Source organism: Micromonospora sp. NPDC020750 (assembly GCF_044334565.1).
Classification (GTDB): domain Bacteria; phylum Actinomycetota; class Actinomycetes; order Mycobacteriales; family Micromonosporaceae; genus Micromonospora.
Map to the genome: position 1 here is coordinate 626,625 of NZ_JBIRTH010000004.1, position 18,322 is coordinate 644,946.

The window sequence follows — 18,322 nt, forward strand, 5'->3', positions numbered from 1 at the left end:
CGTCGCCGGTCGTGGGGACGCCCCCGCGGCCGGCGCCCGGCGCACGGGCACATCGTGCCAGGATGCGGCCGGAGTGTCTCCAACGTGTTCACCGAATGGAGTTGATTCGCCGTGCACAACGCCGTCGAAAGAGCCATCTCGATCATGTGGGATCGTTACCACGAACCGCTGTCGCTCGACGCAATGGCCGATTCAGCCTTTCTCAGCCGCTTTTACTTCTCCCGGCTCTTCCGGTCCAAGACGGGCACTTCGCCAGGTCGTTTCCTGACCGCGATCCGGCTCTACAAGGCCAAGAACCTGCTGCTCGAGACGGACATGAGCGTCACCGACATCGCCTACGCGGTCGGCTACAACAGCCTGGGCACCTTCATCAGCCGGTTCACCCGCAGCGTGGGCATCTCGCCGGCCCGGTACCGGTGGCTGGCCGAGCACGGCATCCCACAGCTGGCCCGCACCCGCACGGCCGGCCCGCGCCGCCGCGCCAGCATCGGTGGACGCCTCGTCCTGCCCCAGGTCGACGTGCCGGTCAAGGTGTACGTCGGCATCTTCGACAGCCCCATCGTGCAGGGCCTGCCGGCCTCCTGCGACATCCTGGAGGCCTCCGGCGAGTACATGCTGCGTGACGTGCCGGAGGGGGAGTGGTACCTGCGCGCCGCGGCGATCGCGCTCGACGACATCGCGGCCCGGCCGTCCATGCGCCGGCCCCTGGCGGTCGGCTCCCACGACGCGCTCACCGTCGCCGTCGGCGACGAACTCACGGTGGACCTGGAGCTGCACCACACCGGAGTGTTCGACCTGCCCATCCTGATCGCGCTGCCCGAACTGGACAGCAGCACCCCCGGCAGCCGGACCCGGCACGGCTTCGCCCGCAACGACCGGCGCACCAACCGGTCGTCGCGGATGCTGCACGGGGCCAAGTCGTGACCGCCGCCACCGGGCGGTGGCGACCCCGCACCCCGGGCCCGGGGTCGCGCCGGGGCCACGGACCGGGCGGCGGCGTCGCCACCCGGGGATGAGGGCGCGGGCCGCGCGGGACCCGGCAACGAGCCCTGAAAGACCTCCCAGGGGGAGGGGAGCAGGCCGGTGGGACGGGGGCACCGGTCGGCCGGGACGCCGACCGGCGCACGCGTCACAACCGGCGTTCAGCGTACGGTTTCGGCGCCGGACGACTCCGGCACCCGGAACGGCCCCCAGGTGAACGCCGGCAGCCAGCGCCCCGGATCCGCGCTCCACCGCAGCGACCGGATCTGCGCCGTGGTGCGGCGACCGGCCAGCGACAGATAGACCTCGTACCACGGGCCGGACATCGTGACCGCCGGCTCGCCCGTTCCCGCCACGCGCCGCCCGTGCTCGGTCTCGACCGCCAGCGGCGGCAGGCCGTGGCCGTCGAGCGAGGCGGAGAGCCCCGTCAGCAGGACACCCGAGGCCACCGGCAGCGCCGGGTGGTCGACCGGTGGCGGCACCCCCAGCGCCTGACGCAGGTCCAGCTCGTGGGTGAACGCGTCCATCACCAGGATGTGCCGGTCCATCGAACCCGGACCGGCGAGGAACTCCTCCACCGGCCCGCTCAACCGCTCCCACTCGTCGAACAGCTCCGGCAGCCCGCCGGCGGGCACCGGTCCGGGAGTGGACCCGGTGGCCCGGCCGTGCACCCGCGCGCAGACCTCCACCAGGTGCGCGACGAGGTCCCGGACCGTCCACCCCGGACAGTTCGCCACCGGCAGCGCGCCGGCCTCCGGGGGTGCCTGGGCCAGCAGGGCCGCCGTGGTGTCCCGGACCTGACGGTAGGCCGCGACGGCGTGGGCCTCGGACGAGCGGGCGGGATGCGGTTCTGCGACGGTCATGATCGTGCCTCCTTCCGCGGCGCTGCCGCGGCTCGGACGGATCCCGCCGCGGGCGCGGCGGGGTCGGCAGGTGCGGCGGCCCGGCCGGCCTGCGCCGCCGTGAGCCGCCCCGTACGGTGCAGCCAGCGCACGGTGTCGGCGAGCGTCTCGGTGAACGGCCGGGGCTCGGGCCCCGCCGACCGCGCCACGTCCTCCGGGCGGGCGTCGCAGGCGCAGACGTAGCAGGCGCCGTACTCGGCCGGGATGTGCCACGGCCACACCCGCTGCACCACGTCGGTGGCGTAGGCGAAGGGCAGCATCGCCCGGGCCGGGAGGAACAGCGTGGGCAGCCGACGGCCGGTCACCTCGCGCATGGCCGTCACGTAGTCGCGGGTGCGCAGGTAGCGGCCCGGGCCGAGGTGCCGGTCGCCGACCCCGGCGGGCCCGGTGGCCAGCTCCGCGAGCAGCACGGCCGTGTCCCGCACGTCGCCGACCGGGAAGCCGCCGGTGGGCCACATCGGCATCAGGCCGCGCAACACGTTGCGCAGCCGGGCGTTCTGGTCGCCGAGCTTCGGGTCGTCCGGGCCCAGCAGGGCGGGCGGGTAGCTGATCACCACCGGGTCGCCGTGGGCCTGGTGCTGCCGGGCGACCCGCTCCGCGGCGGCCTTGCTCGCCAGGTACGTCTCCCGGGCCGTGCTCGGCGGCGACTGCGGGCCCACCGTCCCGGCCGGGGACGGCAGCAGCGCGCCGAACGTCGACACGTGCACCGATCGCCCCACCCCGTGCCGGCGGGCCGCCGCCAGCACCACCTCCGTGCCGCGCACGTTGGTGCGTCGGGTGGCCTCGTGCCACCGGCTGTCGAACGAGTAGACCGAGGCGGCGTGCACCAGCGCGTCGACGCCGCGGACGGCCCGGGCCACCGCGGTCTCGTCGGTGACGTCGCCGTCCGCGACCTGCACCGCGTCGCTCGGCACCGACAGCGGCGACAGGGCCGGGGCGACCCGGTCGGGGTCGCGGGCCAGCACCCGCACCCGGTGTCCGGCCGCGGCGAGCGCCGCCACCGTGTGCGCGCCGACGAAGCCCGTACCGCCCGTCACAAGTACCAACATCGCGAGTTCCTCTCCGCCCGCGACCGGCGTGGGACGCGCGGCGCGTCGCGGCTGCCGGGCCTGGCGGGCGGCTCGATCCTGCCCCGTCCGGCGACGGCGAACTACTCCCAGCGTGCCGTCGTCCTGGCCATTGCACCGCAGGTCAGAGGGCAAGCGGGAAGTGGCGGCGGACACCGGTCGGCCCGGAGGATGGGGCAGTTGGATCGTCAATTTTGGATGTATTGGAGCAGCAGGTGGCCGGCACCATCAGGGCGCTCAGGCGCCGCGTCCTCACCCCCGACGTCTCGGAGACCCTCGTCTCCACCCGGGGGTTCCACGACAAAGGGCCGGAGGCCCGCACCATCCTGGAGACGGTCGGTTCGTCGTTCCTGACCGGGCTCTCCTCGGCCGCCGGCGCACGCCGGGTGACCGACGTCGACACCGACCTCGCCGAGTTGCCCACCCGGTTCCAGGGGTTCGCCTACGAGGGCGCGGCCATGGGCTTCGCGCTGGTCGACGCGCTGACCCCGGGCACCCCTCGGCGCAGCGCCGAGTTCCTCGCCGGCACCGGCGACCGGCACGTCTACATGGCGTACGTCGGGATCGGCTGGGCGCTCGCCCGACTGCCGAAGTTCCTGTGGCGGCGGGCTCTCGCGGCCGGCACCGACCCGTTGCTGCGCTGGCTCGTGCACGACGGCTACGGCTTCCACCAGGCGTACTTCCACACCGACGAGTATGTGCACGGCCGGCGCGCGGTGACCGACTTCCCGTGGCCGGCCGAGGGCCCGACCTCGTACGCCGCCCGCGCCATCGACCAGGGCATCGGCCGGGCCACCTGGTTCGTCGCCGGGTGCGATCCGACGCTCGCGGCCGACCTCATCGACCGGTTCGCGCCGGCCCGGCACCAGGACCTCTACAGCGGCGCCGGGCTCGCGGCGACGTACGCGGGCGGTTGCACCGAGGAAGAGCTGCGGCTGTTCCTGACCCGGGCGGGCGAGCACGCCCCGTTCGTCGCCCAGGCCTCCGCGTTCGCGGCGCAGGCCCGGATCAGGGCCGGGCTGCTGGTACCGCACACGGAGCTGGCGGCCCGGGTGTTCTGCCGGACCTCCGCCGCCGAGGCGGGCCGGATCACCGACGAGCTGATCCCCGCCGGACCGGCGGCCGACGGCCTGCCCGCCTACGAGGTGTGGCGGCGGGCCGTGGCCGAGCGGTTCCGGGTCGGCGCGAGGGTGCAGCCGTGACCGCCGTCGCCGACCGGGGCCGGCTGCGCCCGCCGGGGCCGTCGCCCTGGACGGCGCCGGTGCTGCTCGGGCGGATGGCCCGCAACCGGCTGGACGTCATGCGGGCGGTCTCCGCCCGGCACGGCGACGCGGTCCGGCTGCCGCTGGGGCCGAAGACGCTCTACTTCTTCAACCACCCCGACCACGCCAAGCACGTGCTGGCCGAGAACCCCGGCAACTACCACAAGGGCATCGGGCTGGTGCACGCCCGCCGTACCCTCGGCGACGGCCTGCTGACCAGTGAGGGCGAGCTGTGGACCAAGCAGCGCAAGGTGATCCAGCCGGTGTTCCAGGCGCGCCGCATCGCCCGTCAGGCCGACGCGGTCGCCGAGGAGGCGGTGCGGATGGCCGCCCGGCTGCAACGCATGGCCGGCGGCGACCCGGTCGACATCCGGCACGAGATGACCGAGCTGACCCTCGGCGTGCTGGGCCGGACGCTGCTCGACGCCGACCTCAGCGAGTTCGGCGGGATCGGCGAGGCGTTCGAGGCGGTCCAGGACCAGGCGATCTTTGAGATGATGTCGCTGAGCGCCGTGCCGACCTGGGTGCCGTTGCCCCGGCAGCTGCGCTTCCGCCGGGCCCGCGCCGAGCTCCAGGAGATCGTCGACCGGCTGGTGGCGCACCGGCGGGCGGAGCCCGGCGGCACCGAGGGCCGCGACGACGTGGTGTCCCGCCTCATCGAGTCGACCAGCCGGGAGACCGACCCGGGGGTGGCCCGGCAGCGGATGCGTGACGAGCTGGTCACCCTGCTGCTGGCCGGGCACGAGACCACCGCCAGCACCCTCACCTGGACCTTCTACCTGCTCGACCAGCACCACGAGGTGTGGGAGCGGATGCACGCCGAGGCCGTCGAGGTGCTCGGCGACCGGAACCCGGTGTACGAGGACCTGCACCGGCTGCGGTACACCGCGATGGTGGTCGACGAGGTGATGCGGATGTACCCGCCGGTGTGGCTGCTGCCGCGCATCGCCCAGGCCGACGACAACGTGGGCGGGTGGCACGTGCCCGCCGGCGCAGACCTGGTGCTGTGCCCGTACACCCTGCACCGGCACCCGGAGTTCTGGCCCGACCCGGACCGCTTCGACCCGGACCGGTTCGACCCGGACCGGCGCACCGACCGACCGCGGTACGCCTACATCCCGTTCGGCGCCGGCCCGCGCTTCTGCGTCGGCAACAACCTCGGGCTGATGGAGGCGGTGTTCGTCCTGGCCTGCGTGGCCCGTCAGCTACGCCTGTCGCTGAGCCCCGGTTACCAGGTGGTGCCGGAGCCGATGCTGACCCTGCGGGTGCGGGGCGGCCTGCCGATGCACGTCCACGAGGCCTGACCCGTCCGACTCGTCGATCCAGGCGCAACCGGTGCTTCCCGCCGGTTGCGCCTCGTCGTGTCCGCCCGGGGCCCCGACGAGGTCGCCCCGCGCTGGCCCTGCTGATAGTTCCCGCGCCTGCCCTGTGGTTCCCGCGCCTGCCCTGTGGTTCCCGCGCCTGCCCTGTGGTTCCCGCGCCTGTCCTTGGTTCCCGCGGGCCCTGTGCTTCCCGCGCCCGGCCCGCACGGCGACGGCCGGGTCGACCACGCGGGGTGCGTGGCCGCCCGGCCGTCGGTGGCCGACCCGGTCAGCCCTTGCCGACCTCGCGGAACCGGCCGCCATGGAACAGCAGTGCGTCACTGCTGTCACCACGGCCGGTGCTGAGGACCGAGCCGAGGAAGATGGAGTGGTCGCCGCCGTCGTACACCGCCGCCAGCTTGCACTCCACCCAGGCCACGTTCCCGGTCACGATCGGCGCGCCGGTGTGCGGGCCCGGTTCGCACCGCACCGTCTCGAACTCCCGCTCGTCGCGGGGCCTGCTGGAGCTGGCGAAGTACCGGGCCAGCCCCTCCTGGTCGGCGGCCAGGATGGACACCGCGAAGGTGCCCTGGGCCAGGATGGTGTCGTGCATGACGGCGCTGCGCTTCACGCACACCAGGACCATCGCCGGGTCCAGCGACACGGAGGTGAACGCGTTCGCGGTCATGCCGTGCGGCAGGTCCCGGCCCGACGTCACCACCGTCACGCCGGTGGCGAACATCCCCATCACCGCCCGCAGTTCGGCGTGGTCGGCCGCGGGCGCCGGCATCGTCGCCGGGCCGGCGGTCGGTCGCTGGTCCGCTCTGGTCACGGCTCAGCCCTCCCCGACGCCTTCGGACACCCGCCGGCCACTTGCGGCGAGGGGCACCGCGTAGCGCGACAGGGCCGCGCGCAGCGTGTCCGGCACCCGGGTCGGCCGGGTGTCGGTGTTCGGGCCGCGCATGCACGCGATCCGCTGCCGACCCCGGGCCACCAGCTCCTCGAAGCCGTCACGCAGCCGCACATAGTCGAACGCGAAGCCGATCTGGGTCTGCGTGAGGTCCTCCAGCCGCATCCGGATCGACAGCTCGTCGAACGCGGTGATCTCGGTGAAGAACTCGCACTCGCACTTGAGCGTGAACAGCTTCAGGTCGTCGCGGATGTCCGCCAGGACCTCCGGCGCCTCGTCCCGCAGGAACATCTCCCGGCACCGGCCCTGCCAACGCAGGTAGTTGACGTAATAGACGTTCCCGACGAGGTTGGTCTCCTCGAAACCCACCAGGTGCCGGTACTCGTAGTAGGACTCCATCTCACCTGACTCCTTCCGCCAACATCGTGAACACCACCGGGTCGCCGATGTCGTTGAGCGCGGTGACGAAGGTGGCGACCCGCGCCGCCCCCGACCGCAGAGCGACCCAACCGGCCGTTCCGTTCGGCTCGGCCACCAGGTCGACCCGGGTGTGGCCGTTCTTGCGCAGGCACTCCACCGCGCCCCAGACCCGGGTGGCGGCGACCGACAGGTCCTCGCCCTGCTCCCGGGCCAGCAGCGTGGACAGGGCGACCCCGTCCGGGCCGATCAGGCCCTCCCACTCCTCGGCGGAACGGGCCGCGGCCAGCTCCACGTCGCAGCCCACCGCCGCCGAGGCGCCGGCGACGGCGAAGGTGACCCCGGCGCCGTGCGAGGCGGAGATCCGGACGTCCCCGTCGACCTCCGGCTTGCCGTCGGGCCGGTAACGCACCGTCGTCTCCGCGCCCAACGCCCAGCTCACCGCCCGGGCGGTCTGCCGGCGTCGGGCCGGCGTGCCGGTGGCGTCCGGGTCGTCGGGCCGTACGACGCAGCGCAGCTCGTCGGGCAGGAACGCGCCGGCCCGCCGCTCCAGGTACGGGCCGACCAGCGCCGGCAGCCACGGCCCGGTGCCGTCCTGCTTGCGTACGGCGTGCAGGCGCAGCCCCACCCACCGCTCGACGAGATTGCCGTCGCCGTCGCAGACGTCCACGTCGTAGTGGTAGGTGTCGCCCTGGCGCAGCCGCTCCACCGCGTGGATGGTGACGGTGTCCAGGGTGGCGGCGACCTTCGGGTCGGCCAGGTGCAGCCGCTCGATAGCCCCCGGCAGCAGGGTCGCGTCCGGCACGCAGCACTGCAACGCGTGCATCACCGTGTCCCTGGTGCCCGGGTCGCCGAGTACCAGGTCGCCGGGCCGGTACCGGGCGAACCACGCGTCGACCGGCCGGTTGGACACCCGCGCCGTGCAGCTCGTCGCCGCCAGGTCCAGGTAGCCCAGCAGGCGCTGGAACCGCCGTCCCTGGAACAGCACCGGGCCGTACAGGTCGCGGGCCGGGTCGATCGGCAGCAGCCGCGCGGCGGCGGTCCCCGGCCGGGCTTCGACCCGCAGCGGCTGGTCCCAGCGCAGCCGGGCCCGGAAGTGGTCGGCCTGGAAGTTGGTGTCGCTGCTGCGCACCACCGCCTCGACCGCGCCGTCGGCCGCGGCGAGCACCGCGATCCGGATCGTGTTGCTGCCCGAGGGCGGCACCACGATCGGGCGCAGCAGCTCGACGTCCTCCAGCACCGGGGCCTCCGTGCGCCCGGTGAGCGCCGCCGCCGCCTGCGCCATCGCCTCCATGCCCAGCACGGCGGGGAAGAGCAGGTCCCCGTCGAGCAGGTGGTCGGGCAGGTAGAGGTCGTCGTCGGCGGTCAGGTCGGCGTCCACGACCAGCTCCACGCCCGGGTAGTGCACCTGCTGCCGGTCGACGAAGCGCAGCAGCGGCAGCTCGCGCCGCTCCAGCGTGACCGTGGACAGGCCGTCGGCGCGGCCCATAACCACCAGCGCCTGCGGCGCGGACGGGCTGGCCAGCACCTCCTTCAGGGTGGCGATGCCGGCCTCCACCGGGATCGGGGCGATGCCGTCGCGGGTGAGGGCCTCCAGCACCCCGAGCCGCTCTCCCATGCCGGCGCCGGACCACACCGACCACTCCAGCGCCAGGCACCGGATGTGCGGGTAGTCCTCGCCGACCCGGCGGGTCAGGTCGGTCATCCAGTCGTTGGCCGTGGCGTAGTGCGCCTCGCCGCGCAGCCCCGCCCGGCCGATGATGCTGCCGAAGGTGACCAGCAGCCGCAGCGTGTGCGGGTCGGTCGCGGCGAGCACGGCCTCCAGCCCGTCGATCTTCGGCGCGAGGGTCCGCCGGAACGTCGCCTCGTCGAGGCTGACCACCGTGGTCGGCTCGTTGCGGCCGGCGCCGTGCAGCACACCGGTGACCGGGCCGAGCACCCGCTCGATGTCGTTGACGGCCGCCTTCACCTCGTCCAGGGCGGTGATGTCCGCCCGGGCGTAGTGGAAGCGCACCCCGGCGGCGGTGAGCCGTTCGAGGTTGGCCGCCAGTTCCGCGTCGGCCGCCGGGTCGGAGCGGCCGATCAGGCCGACCGCCGTCAGGGTGTCCCGCCCCAGCGCCAGGGCGCACTCGGCGGTGATGCCCTTGCCGCCTCCGGTGACCAGCAGCACGTCCTCCACCCCGAGGCCGGGCCCGCCGTTGGGCGGCAGGGGCGCCGGCCGCAGCACCGGCACGTACCGGTTGCCGTCGGCGTCGTAGTTGACCTCGCTGAATTCGGCGGTCGCCGCCACGTCGGCGACGAGCCGGGACACCGTGGCCGCGATGTCGTCGGCGGACGGGTCGCCGGCCAGCGGCAGCGTGATCACCGTGGTGGTGATCTCCGGGTGCTCCTGGTGCAGCGTCTTGGCCAGGCCGGCCGCGTTGCGCCGGTCGCCCAGCGCCACGAACCGGACGGGGCCACCCTGTGACACGGCGGCCCGGGCGGCCCGCAGCATCACCGGAATGTGCTCGGGCTGACAGTCGCGCGGCAGGCACAGCAGCACCCCACCGCCGACCCGGGCCTGTTGCAGCGCCGCGCGCAACGGCTCGGCGAGAGGGCTGTGCCCGGCGGTGAACGCCTGCCAGCCGCCCTCGACCGGGGCACCGACCCGCGGACCGGCCTCGGTGGGCACCAGGTCCACCGCGAACGCCCGGACCCACGGGGCCACCCCGGCGATCGACCGTTCCGCTTCCTCCGCGTCGCCGCCACCGCCGGCCTCGTCCAGGATCTGCGCGATCTCCGCCACCGTGGCGGTGGCGTAGCTGGAGGTCAGCGTCGGGGCGGTCACGTTGAGTTCCCGGGCGGCCTGGTTGACGATCTGCCCGACGGTGATCGAGCTGAGGTGCAGCTCGTCCAGCGGCCGGCTGTCCGGCCGTACGGCCTCCAGCGGCAGCTCCGCCCGCTCGGCGGCGAGCCGGCGCAGCAGTTCCAGGGTGTCGACCGTCGCGCCGGGCCCGGAGGCCGCGACGGACGCGCCGGCCGGCGACACCGCGACGGCGGCCGGCTCGGCCCCGGCACGGGCCACCGCGAAGTCCCCGGCCGGCGCCGACTCGGCGGGGCTGGCGAAGAACCGCAGCGGCCGGCCCGGCTCCAGCGGCCGGGTGAACCGGTCCTGGAACAGCACCGAGTGGTTCACCGCCGCGCCAGCCGCGTACGCGGCGCCGACCGCGTTGAGCAGGCCCGCCAGCGACAGGCTGTCGGTCTCCAGCGAGATCGTCGGCACCTCCGGGGCGATGTCCGCGGCCAGGCCGCGCAGCACCCGACCCGGACCGACCTCCAGCAGCAGGTCGGCGTCGTCGGCCAGGCGGCGCACCGCCTGGGTGAACCGCACCGGGTCCAGCACCTGCCGGCGCAGCAGGTCGGGCACGTCGGTGTCGGCCGGCAGCACGTCCCCGGTGACCGTGGAGACCATCCCACCGGACAGCGGGGCGAAGGGCAGGCTGCCCAGGTGCTCGGCGAACGCGACCGCGGCCGGGGCGACTGCCTCCGAGTGGAAGGCGTGCGACACCGCGATCCGGGTCCAGAACAGCCCGGACCGCTCGGCCAGCGCGCCGACCTGTTCCACCGCCGCGACCGGACCGGAGACCACGGTCTGCTGCGGGCTGTTGTAGCCGGCGATGACCACCGGCGTGCCGACCAGCAGCGGCTCGACCACCTCGGGGGCGGCGGAGATGCTGGCCATCGTGCCGTCGCCGGCGCTGGCGTCTGCCATGATCCGGCCACGTGCGCCGGCGGTCGCGATCAGCGTCGCCTCGTCCATGGCGCCGGCCCAGTGCAGGGCGGTCAGCTCGCCGAGGCTGTGCCCGGCGGCCCCGACCGCCCGCACCCCGAGCATCGACAGCACCCGCAGGCCGGCGACCGACGCGGTCACGATCCGCGGCTGCGCCACCGCCGTGGCCACCAGGTCCGCGCCGGGTGGCGGCTGGTGGTCCTGGTACAGGGTGTCGACCTCCTCGAACCGGCGGCGCAGCGCGCCGCCGTCGGCCCGCCGGCCCGCGCCCTGGCCGGGGAACAGGAACCCGATCCGCGGGGCGGAACCCGTCGAGCCGAGGAAGACGCCCCCGGTCGCGTCGATCACCCGCTGCTCGCCGGAGTCGACCAGCTCGACCAGCCGCTCCAGGCGCTGCCGCGCCTGCTCGGGCGACGCGACGACCACCGCCGCCCGCACCGGCCGGTCGGCCAGCTTCCCGGCCAGGGTCGCGGCCAGGTCGCCCAGTTCCGCGTACGACAGCCGGCCGACCCACGGTGCCAGGTCCGACAGCCGTGAGCCCAGTTCCTCCGGGGTGCGCGCGTCGAACATCAGCAGCTCGGTGTCCTGCCGGGAGCGCACCAGCGCGGCCGTCGACGCCCCGATCCGGGTCCGCCGGCCGTTCTCCGCGCTCTCGACCACCACGTGGGCGTTGATGCCGCCGAAGCCCATCGAGGACACCGCCGCCCGGACCGGCTTGTCCGCCGGCCACAGCTCCGCCGTCGCGGGCACCCGCACGGCGGGCCGCTCCACGTCGAGCACCGGGTGCGGGTCGACGTGCCCGGTGGCCGGCGGGATGACCTGCTGGCGTACCGCGAGGATCGCCTTGAGCAGCCCGGCGACCCCGGCGGCGGCCTTGGTGTGGCCGAAGTTGCCCTTCACGGTGCTGATCGCGGCGGGCGCGCCCGCCGGGTCGGCCTCCTGCCGGGCCTCGGTGAACGCCGTCAGCTCGGTGGCGTCGCCGACGGCGGTGCCGGTGCCGTGACCCTCCAGGTAGGCGACCGAGTCGATGCCGTAGCCGGCCCGCTCGTACGCCCGGCGGATGGCCAGCCGGTGCCCGCTGGCCTCGGGCCGGGTGATGCCGCCCTTGCCGTCGGAGGAGTAGCCCCAGCCGGCGATGACGGCGTGCCGCCGCAGCCCGCGCGCCACGGCGTCCTCGTCGCGCATCAGCACCAGCATGCCGCAGCCCTCGCCCGGCCAGAACCCGTTGGAGTTGCGGTCGTACACCCGCATCTCCCCGGTGGCCAGCGCCCCGGTCTTGGCGAAGCCGATCACCTCGAACGGGTCGATGCTCAGGTCCACCCCGCCGGCCACGGCGGCGTCGAGGTCGCCGTTGGCCAGGGCGTTGCAGGCGGTGGAGACCGACAGCAGCGACGACGAGCAGGCGCCGTCGACGGTGTAGCCGCCGCCCTTGAAGTCGAAGTGGTTGCACACCCGCCCGGCGATGGTGTTGGCCAGGCCCCCGGCCAGGGTGTCCTCGTCGATCGGCGGGAAGGGCGCCTTGTAGCGCGGCTCCAGCTCGTCGAGGAACGTGCCGACCTCGGCGTCGCCCCAGCCCTGTTCGCGCAGCGCCGCCCCGACCGTGCGCCGCACGTACGGCCAGCGCAGCCGCAGCAGGTTGGCCCGGCTGAACTCACCGGTGAGGGTGTTGCCGATGACCACCCCGGTGGTGGCCAGCGGCAGCCCCTCGCCGTCCGGGAAGCCGGCGTCCTCCAGCGCCCGGGCGACCGTGTCCAGGGCCAGCCAGTGCGTCATGTCGGTGGACCGGAAGGTGCTGCCGGCGATCTTGTACTTGACCCGGTCGAATTCGAAGCCCTCGATCACGGCGGCCTTGGCCGAGTAGAACCGGTCGGGCGCGGTCGGGTCGGGGGAGTAGTAGTCCTCGGAGTTCATCCGCTCGTCGGGCAGCCGACGGAACGCCCGGCGGCCGGTGAGCACGTTCTCCCACAGTTGGTTGGGGTTCTCGGCGTCGGGATATCGGCAGGCGATCCCGACGACCGCGATGCGTTCGCTCATTCCTGCTCCTCGCTTCGTCCGTCGACCGCCCTGACGGGGTCGACCTGGTCGGCCGGCGCGGCGCGCCAGCCGGCGCGGCGCGTCCTGTCCCGCCGGATCACGCGATGCGCCTGGGGGTGCCGAGGGACAGCCCGGCCTGGTCCCGGGACTTCTTGCGCAGGCTCGCCATCCACCAGCCCAGTCCGCGGATGCCGCAGACCACGACCACCGCGAAGAAGAGCGTGTAGACGACGTTGAACAGCATCAGCACGCCGTAGACCATGGCCACCGAGGAGCCGAACATGAACTGGTTCATCGGCTTGGCCGGGGTGGTGCCCGGGTCGGTGATCATGTAGTTGGTGAACAGCACGAACGCCACACCGGTCATCACGCCGAGCGCGGAGAACAGCGCGACGTCCCAGATCCAGTGCCGGATGAACGCCTGGATGGCGAAGCCGCCGAGCCAGCCCACGATCAACGGCACCTTGCGGGTCAGCAGCGCGTTGATCACGGTGCCGGCGGTGACGATGATGATCGGGATCATCACCCGGAAGTAGGTGTTGGCGTTCTCCGTGAACTCGTACGGCGGGGCGATGGAGATCCAGGAGCCGAAGCAGACCAGCGCCATGGTGATGCCGAAGTTCGACGGGTTCATGTAGTGCCGCATCCGGCCGTAGACCGGGGCCTGCAGGACGTACTTGCCGGTGACGCCGACGATCACGGCGAACGCGATCGGCAGGAACATGTCGTTGGCGTAGAGGAGCATGTTGCAGGCCAGCGCGGTGATGTGCGAGGGCAGCAGGAACTCGTACACCCGGCGGCCACCGCCGCCGAGGAACCGGGGTGTCTCCTTCTTGGCCCAGGCCCGGATCAGCTCGAAGGTGATCTCGGCGGCGTAGGCGGTGAGCACCGCGAGAATGGGCCACAGCCACGGCTGCTCGAAGCCGAGCAGGGTGTAGCCGAAGATGTTGAAGATGCTGATGGAGAGGGCGAAGTTGCGCAAGGCCAGGTAGCGGCGGTCGGGCTCCGGTTTGGCCGGGGCGGGGGCGACGCGGGCCGCGGGGGCGGTGTTGATGCTGGGGGGCGGGGCGATCGTGGTCATCGGTTCGGAACCTCCTCGACGCGGTCGGTCAGCACGAGGGTGTGCGTTCCGGCGGTGAGCTGCTGGCTGGTGCTGTGCTGCTGGCCGCCCAGGTCGCGCCAGCGCAGGTCGACGGTGACCGGGCCATTGTTGTTGCCGAGGCCGAAGTGGACCTCGAAGCTCCGCTTGCCGGCGTGGCCGCTGCCGCCGTCGAGTTGGGAGATCTGCTTGCGGCCGTCCGGCGTGGTCACCGTGACGGTGGCGCCGTACGCCGGGGTGCAGAGCATCTGGCCCTCAGGGGCGCCGATCGCCGGCCGGTACAGCCGCAGGTTCAGGAAGTTGCCCTTGCTGGGCGCCTCGTTGACGTAGAACGCCGGCGGGCCCCACTGCCGGGCCACCGCGAGGTCCAGCGCGCCGGTGCCCCGGGTGTCGGCGGTGGCGACGCCGCGGGTGGGGATCGGGACGTCGAGCCCGACCTCCTTGGTGATGTTGGCGAACTCGCCGCTGGCCGTGCGGGCGAAGAACGCCAGCGGCTGGCTGCCGGCGATGTCGTCACCGGGTTGCAGGTTCGGCCACATGGCCGGGTTGGACAGCAGGTCGTCGTTCATCATGGCCATCTCCTGCAGCCACGGCCACCGGTTGATCTTGCCCTTGACGAAGCCGAGCGACTGGACGACCTCCAGGTCGCCGCTGTTGAGGAAGTCGCCGAACTTGATGTCCCAGCCCCAGCCGCTCCAGGCCATGCCCAGCGGCCGGGCCTCCTGGGTGAACGGTGCGACGCCCTTGCCCAGCTTGGCGAGCATGTCGCGCTCGTCGCGGGCCCGGTTGATCCAGACGAAGTTGCTCTCCTCCAGGCCCCAGGCCGTGGTGATGTTGGAGACGACCATGTCGAAGTTGCCGTTGCGGTCCAGGTCGCCGAAGTCGATGCCCATGCCCTTGAACGAGCCGTTGCCGAGCACGAACGACTTGGGGGTGGTGGGGGTGCGCTCCCCGATCGCCGCCTTGAACTTGATCCGGCCGGGGGAGGAGATGTTGTGCAGCAGGTGGTTGTGCCCGAAGTCGTTGGCGACGTAGACGTCCGGCAGCCCCCGCGCGGTCAGGTCGGCCGCGCCCAGGCCCAGCGTCCAGCCGGTGGACTTCTTGAACGGCACCGCCCCGCGCTCCGCCACGAAGTTCACCGACGGGTTGTCCCCGGTGGTCGCCGAGTGCCAGCGCAGCACGTGCAGTCCGCCGCCGTTGGTGGCGCTGGACAGGGTGTCGTTCATCTCGACGTTGTCCTGGCCCCGGGTGTTGAGCACGTCGGACTCGGGGAAGTAGTTGCCGATCACCACGTCCGGCTTGCCGTCGCCGTCGAGGTCACTGACCAGGGAGGCGTTGGTGTGCCACTTGGGACCGTGGTAGCGGCCGTCCGGCGAGCTCTGCGGCAGCAGCTCCTGGCGCTGGTACGTGGCGTTGGACACCGTGGTGGCGCCGGCCTTGCGCAGGAACATGATCGGCACCCGGCCCCAGTAGGTGACCATCAGGTCCATCCGGCCGTCGAGGTTGTAGTCGCCCGGGACGCAGGCCATCGGCGCCATGGTGTCGTCGATCGGCAGCGGCGCCGCGTCGAGGATGAACGGCGTGAACTGGTCCTCCTTCGGCGCGGTGGGCGCGTAGGTGACCACCACGTGGTTGGTGCGGACGTCCACGAAGCACATGCTGTTGGCCCGGCCGTGGTCGGTGAGGTCGTTGAGCGCGATGCTCGCGCCGACCGACGAGATCCAGGCCCGGATCTTGTGGTACGTCGGGTTGACGTCCCGGATCGTTCTCTTGGGCAGCTTGTCGTAGCCGTCCGGGTAGGCGATGGGCTGCTCGGTGAAGCGGTATCGTGTGGCGGCCTCCTCGGCTCCGGCGACGGACACGCGGCTGTCGATGATGAAAAAGAGCGAGGCCGCGAGTAGAATCGCGACTATTCCGGGACTGAGCGAGCGTGTGCGTTGACCCAGCACGGTAAGGTCTCCTTACGACAGTGCCATCGACTTCTGCCAAAGCCGATGGCGTGAACAGGGCAGACGGCGCCGCCGCGGCGGTGTTCCACGGATCGGTTTCGTGGCGGCGCGCGGGTGGGGGATGGGGAATTGTCGCCTGGCGGGATAGGTCCGCAGGCGCGTCGGACCCGGCCGGTGGAGGGGTTCCTCCGGCCTCTTTAGCCGACGTGGCGAATCTGATTCCTGGGGTGCCTGGTTTCCTCCTGCTACGGGCGGGGAAATTGGATTAGGGCGACCGGATCGGGCCCAGGTTCATCGTGCGACTTCATCGTGCGACGGTGGCCCCGGAGTGCGCTTCTTTCACATTGCTCCCGACGTTCTCCCAGCCTGCCGCCGTTTGGTTCGCGTTTAACGGACGGTTTGACGCTCCGGATCCCTTTAGGTCAATCTCGTCGTCTTGACCCGCTGTGTCCACCCGGGGGGCCGAAGACGGCAATATGGCGACTAACTGTGGACCGCGCGGTGGCTAGCGTGGGTTACGGCGCTGCCCGGGCGCGCTGTCTTCGGGGATCACCCCGCCCGGGACCGGGAAGAGAGGAAGCCGTCGTGTCTGTCGAGGGATTCTGGAAGGTGGCCGTGGCCACCCCGTTCGGCACCCGCCGTACCGAGCTCGAGCTGTTCAGCGAGGGCGGTGTCCTACAGGGAATTTCGCGTGGTGAGAAGGAAACGCTCACCCTGAACGACCTCCAACTGGAGGGCAACCGCCTGTCGTGGTACCAGTCCATCAAGAGGCCGATGCGGATGGATCTGGCCTTCGACGTGACGATCGACGGCGACGAGATGACCGGCACCGCCCGCGGCGGCCCGATGCCGGCCGCGAAGGTCAGCGGCCACCGCGAGCCGGCCGCCCAGCCGGCCTGAGCCGGCGCCTACGTCGCCCGACCGCCCCCGGGGTCCACCCGTCGGGGGCGGTCGGCACCGGAGCGGAACCCGTTGGGGGGCGCGCCTCGGCCCTTCGGGGCCACGCTCCAACCCGGATATGTATTGACTTAAGTGCATTTATCATCAATGGTCTTGGGTACTCGACGCGGGAGCACCCATGACCGAACTGCCAGAAGGCACCGAGCACCACCGTTACCTGATCATCGGCGCAGGTCCGGCCGGCCTACAGCTGAGCTACTACCTCCAGCAGGCCGGCAGCGACTACCTGACGCTGGAACGCGCTACCAGCCCCGGCGAGTTCTTCCGCCGGTTCCCCCGGCACCGCCGGCTGATCTCCCTGAACAAGGTGCACACGACCAGCACCGACCCGGAGATCCGGCTGCGCTGGGACTGGAACTCGCTGCTGCACGAGCCGGCCGACCTGCCGTTCTCCGACTACAGCCGCGAGTATTTCCCCAACGCGGACGACCTGGTCCGCTACCTGGGCGACTTCGCCCGGCACCACCAGTTGGCCATCCGCTACGACACCACCGTCGAACGGGTCGAGAAGACCGACGACGGCTTCCTCGTGCGGGCCGGCGGCCGACTGCTGCACGCCGACTGCGTCGTGGTGGCCGCCGGCTGGGGCCCCCCGAACGTCCCCGACGTGCGCGGCATCGAGCACGCGGTCGGCTACGAGGACATGAGCACCGACGCGGCCGACTACGCCGGCCAGCGGGTGCTCATCCTCGGCAAGGGCAACTCCGCCTTCGAGACCGCCTCGGCGATCCTCGGGCACGCCGCCATGATCCACCTGGCCAGCCCCCGGCCGATGCGGCTGGCCTGGAACACCAAGCACCCTGGCGACGTACGGGGCCACCACGGCGCCGTTCTGGACAGCTACCAGTTCAAGACCCTGCACTCGGTGCTCGACTGCGTCATCGACGAGATCCGCCCGGTGGGCGACAAGTACGAGGTGCACCTGACCTACACCCACGCCGACGGCGAGACGGCCGTCATGGAGTACGAGACCGTGCTGCGCTGCACCGGCTTCGCCATGGACACCTCGATGTTCGCCGAGAACTGCCGCCCGGCGAGGGTGCCCAGCGGGCGGCTGCCGGCCACCCGGACCGACTGGCAGTCGGTCGACGTCGACGGGCTGTACTTCGCCGGCACGCTCGCCCAGGACCGCGACTTCAAGAAGGCGTCCTCGGCCTTCATCGACGGGTTCCGCTACAACCTGCGGACGCTCACCGCCCTGCTGCGCGAGCGGTACGAGGGCGCGCCGCTGCCGTACGAGAAGGTGGACGCCGACGCCGAGGCGCTCACCGGGCTGGTGCTGGACCGGGTCAACTGGAGCTCGGCGCTGTGGACCCAGTTCGAGTTCCTCTGCGACGTCATCGTCGTCGATCCCGTCGGCGGGGCCTGCCACTACCAGGACCTGCCCGAGGACCACGCGGTGGAGCGGTTCGGCGGCGAGAGCCACTACTACACGTTCTCGCTGCGCTGGGGCCGCGACGCGTACTCCGACGTGTTCGCCATCGAGCGGCACCCGCAGCCCGACCGGGCCGCCGAGAGCGCCTTCATCCACCCGGTGCTGCGCCGGTACCGGGGCGGGGAACTTGTCGAGGAGCTGCACCTGCTGGAGGACCTGCTGGCCGAGTGGCGCCGGCCGGACCGGCACGTGCAGCCCCTGCTCGACTTCTTCGCCGCGGATCTGGGGCGGTGACG

Annotated in this window: 12 protein-coding genes; 5 read left to right on the top strand and 7 right to left on the bottom strand. The window is 72.6% G+C overall.

Translation table 11 applies throughout. The annotated features are described in order from the left end of the window. Nucleotides 1–144: 144 nt before the first annotated feature. Complete coding sequence (locus tag ACH4T9_RS16580) at nucleotides 145–924, top strand: helix-turn-helix transcriptional regulator (RefSeq protein ID WP_396674908.1); 780 nt, start codon at nucleotides 145–147, stop codon at nucleotides 922–924. Between the two features lie 218 nt (nucleotides 925–1,142). On the opposite strand, the gene ACH4T9_RS16585 is transcribed toward ACH4T9_RS16580, so the two are convergent. Beyond that, nucleotides 1,143–1,844 carry a maleylpyruvate isomerase family mycothiol-dependent enzyme gene (locus ACH4T9_RS16585; RefSeq protein WP_396674865.1) on the bottom strand — a complete coding sequence of 234 codons (702 nt, stop codon included), beginning with the start codon at nucleotides 1,842–1,844 and terminating at the stop codon, nucleotides 1,143–1,145. Next, nucleotides 1,841–2,932, bottom strand: coding sequence for an SDR family NAD(P)-dependent oxidoreductase (locus ACH4T9_RS16590; RefSeq protein WP_396674867.1), 1,092 nt, complete (start codon nucleotides 2,930–2,932; stop codon nucleotides 1,841–1,843). Before ACH4T9_RS16590 ends, ACH4T9_RS16585 begins: the two co-directional genes overlap by 4 nt. A gap of 233 nt (nucleotides 2,933–3,165) precedes the next feature. Between ACH4T9_RS16590 and ACH4T9_RS16595 the strand changes: the two genes are divergently transcribed. Both ACH4T9_RS16595 and ACH4T9_RS16600 read left to right on the top strand, forming a co-directional pair. Further along, on the top strand, nucleotides 3,166–4,152 hold the full coding sequence (locus ACH4T9_RS16595; RefSeq protein WP_396674909.1) for a DUF1702 family protein: 987 nt from the start codon (nucleotides 3,166–3,168) through the stop codon (nucleotides 4,150–4,152). Continuing rightward, entirely contained in the window at nucleotides 4,149–5,516 is a 1,368-nt protein-coding gene (locus ACH4T9_RS16600; RefSeq protein WP_396674869.1) for a cytochrome P450, read from the top strand. Before ACH4T9_RS16595 ends, ACH4T9_RS16600 begins: the two co-directional genes overlap by 4 nt. 286 nt (nucleotides 5,517–5,802) lie before the next feature. On the opposite strand, the gene ACH4T9_RS16605 is transcribed toward ACH4T9_RS16600, so the two are convergent. The 5 genes from ACH4T9_RS16605 to ACH4T9_RS16625 form a co-directional block, all read right to left on the bottom strand. After that, complete coding sequence (locus ACH4T9_RS16605) at nucleotides 5,803–6,303, bottom strand: flavin reductase family protein (protein ID WP_396674911.1); 501 nt, start codon at nucleotides 6,301–6,303, stop codon at nucleotides 5,803–5,805. A 45-nt stretch (nucleotides 6,304–6,348) separates the two neighbouring features. After that, nucleotides 6,349–6,822 (bottom strand): acyl-CoA thioesterase, encoded by a 474-nt coding sequence (locus ACH4T9_RS16610; RefSeq protein ID WP_396674870.1) that lies wholly within the window; start codon nucleotides 6,820–6,822, stop codon nucleotides 6,349–6,351. Nucleotide 6,823: 1 nt separating this feature from the next. Then, a complete protein-coding gene (locus tag ACH4T9_RS16615) occupies nucleotides 6,824–12,643 on the bottom strand; it encodes a type I polyketide synthase (protein ID WP_396674872.1) in 5,820 nt (1,939 codons plus the stop codon). Nucleotides 12,644–12,740: 97 nt separating this feature from the next. Next, the gene (locus ACH4T9_RS16620; protein WP_396674873.1) at nucleotides 12,741–13,724 is read right to left on the bottom strand and encodes an enediyne biosynthesis protein; all 984 of its coding nucleotides are present in this window, start codon (nucleotides 13,722–13,724) and stop codon (nucleotides 12,741–12,743) included. Next, nucleotides 13,721–15,691 (bottom strand): CRTAC1 family protein, encoded by a 1,971-nt coding sequence (locus ACH4T9_RS16625; RefSeq protein WP_396674875.1) that lies wholly within the window; start codon nucleotides 15,689–15,691, stop codon nucleotides 13,721–13,723. Before ACH4T9_RS16625 ends, ACH4T9_RS16620 begins: the two co-directional genes overlap by 4 nt. A gap of 585 nt (nucleotides 15,692–16,276) precedes the next feature. Here ACH4T9_RS16625 and ACH4T9_RS16630 point away from each other — a divergent pair. Then, nucleotides 16,277–16,591, top strand: coding sequence for a hypothetical protein (locus tag ACH4T9_RS16630; protein ID WP_396674877.1), 315 nt, complete (start codon nucleotides 16,277–16,279; stop codon nucleotides 16,589–16,591). Between the two features lie 178 nt (nucleotides 16,592–16,769). Continuing rightward, complete coding sequence (locus ACH4T9_RS16635; protein ID WP_387017292.1) at nucleotides 16,770–18,320, top strand: NAD(P)-binding domain-containing protein; 1,551 nt, start codon at nucleotides 16,770–16,772, stop codon at nucleotides 18,318–18,320. The last annotated feature ends 2 nt before the right edge of the window (nucleotides 18,321–18,322 follow it).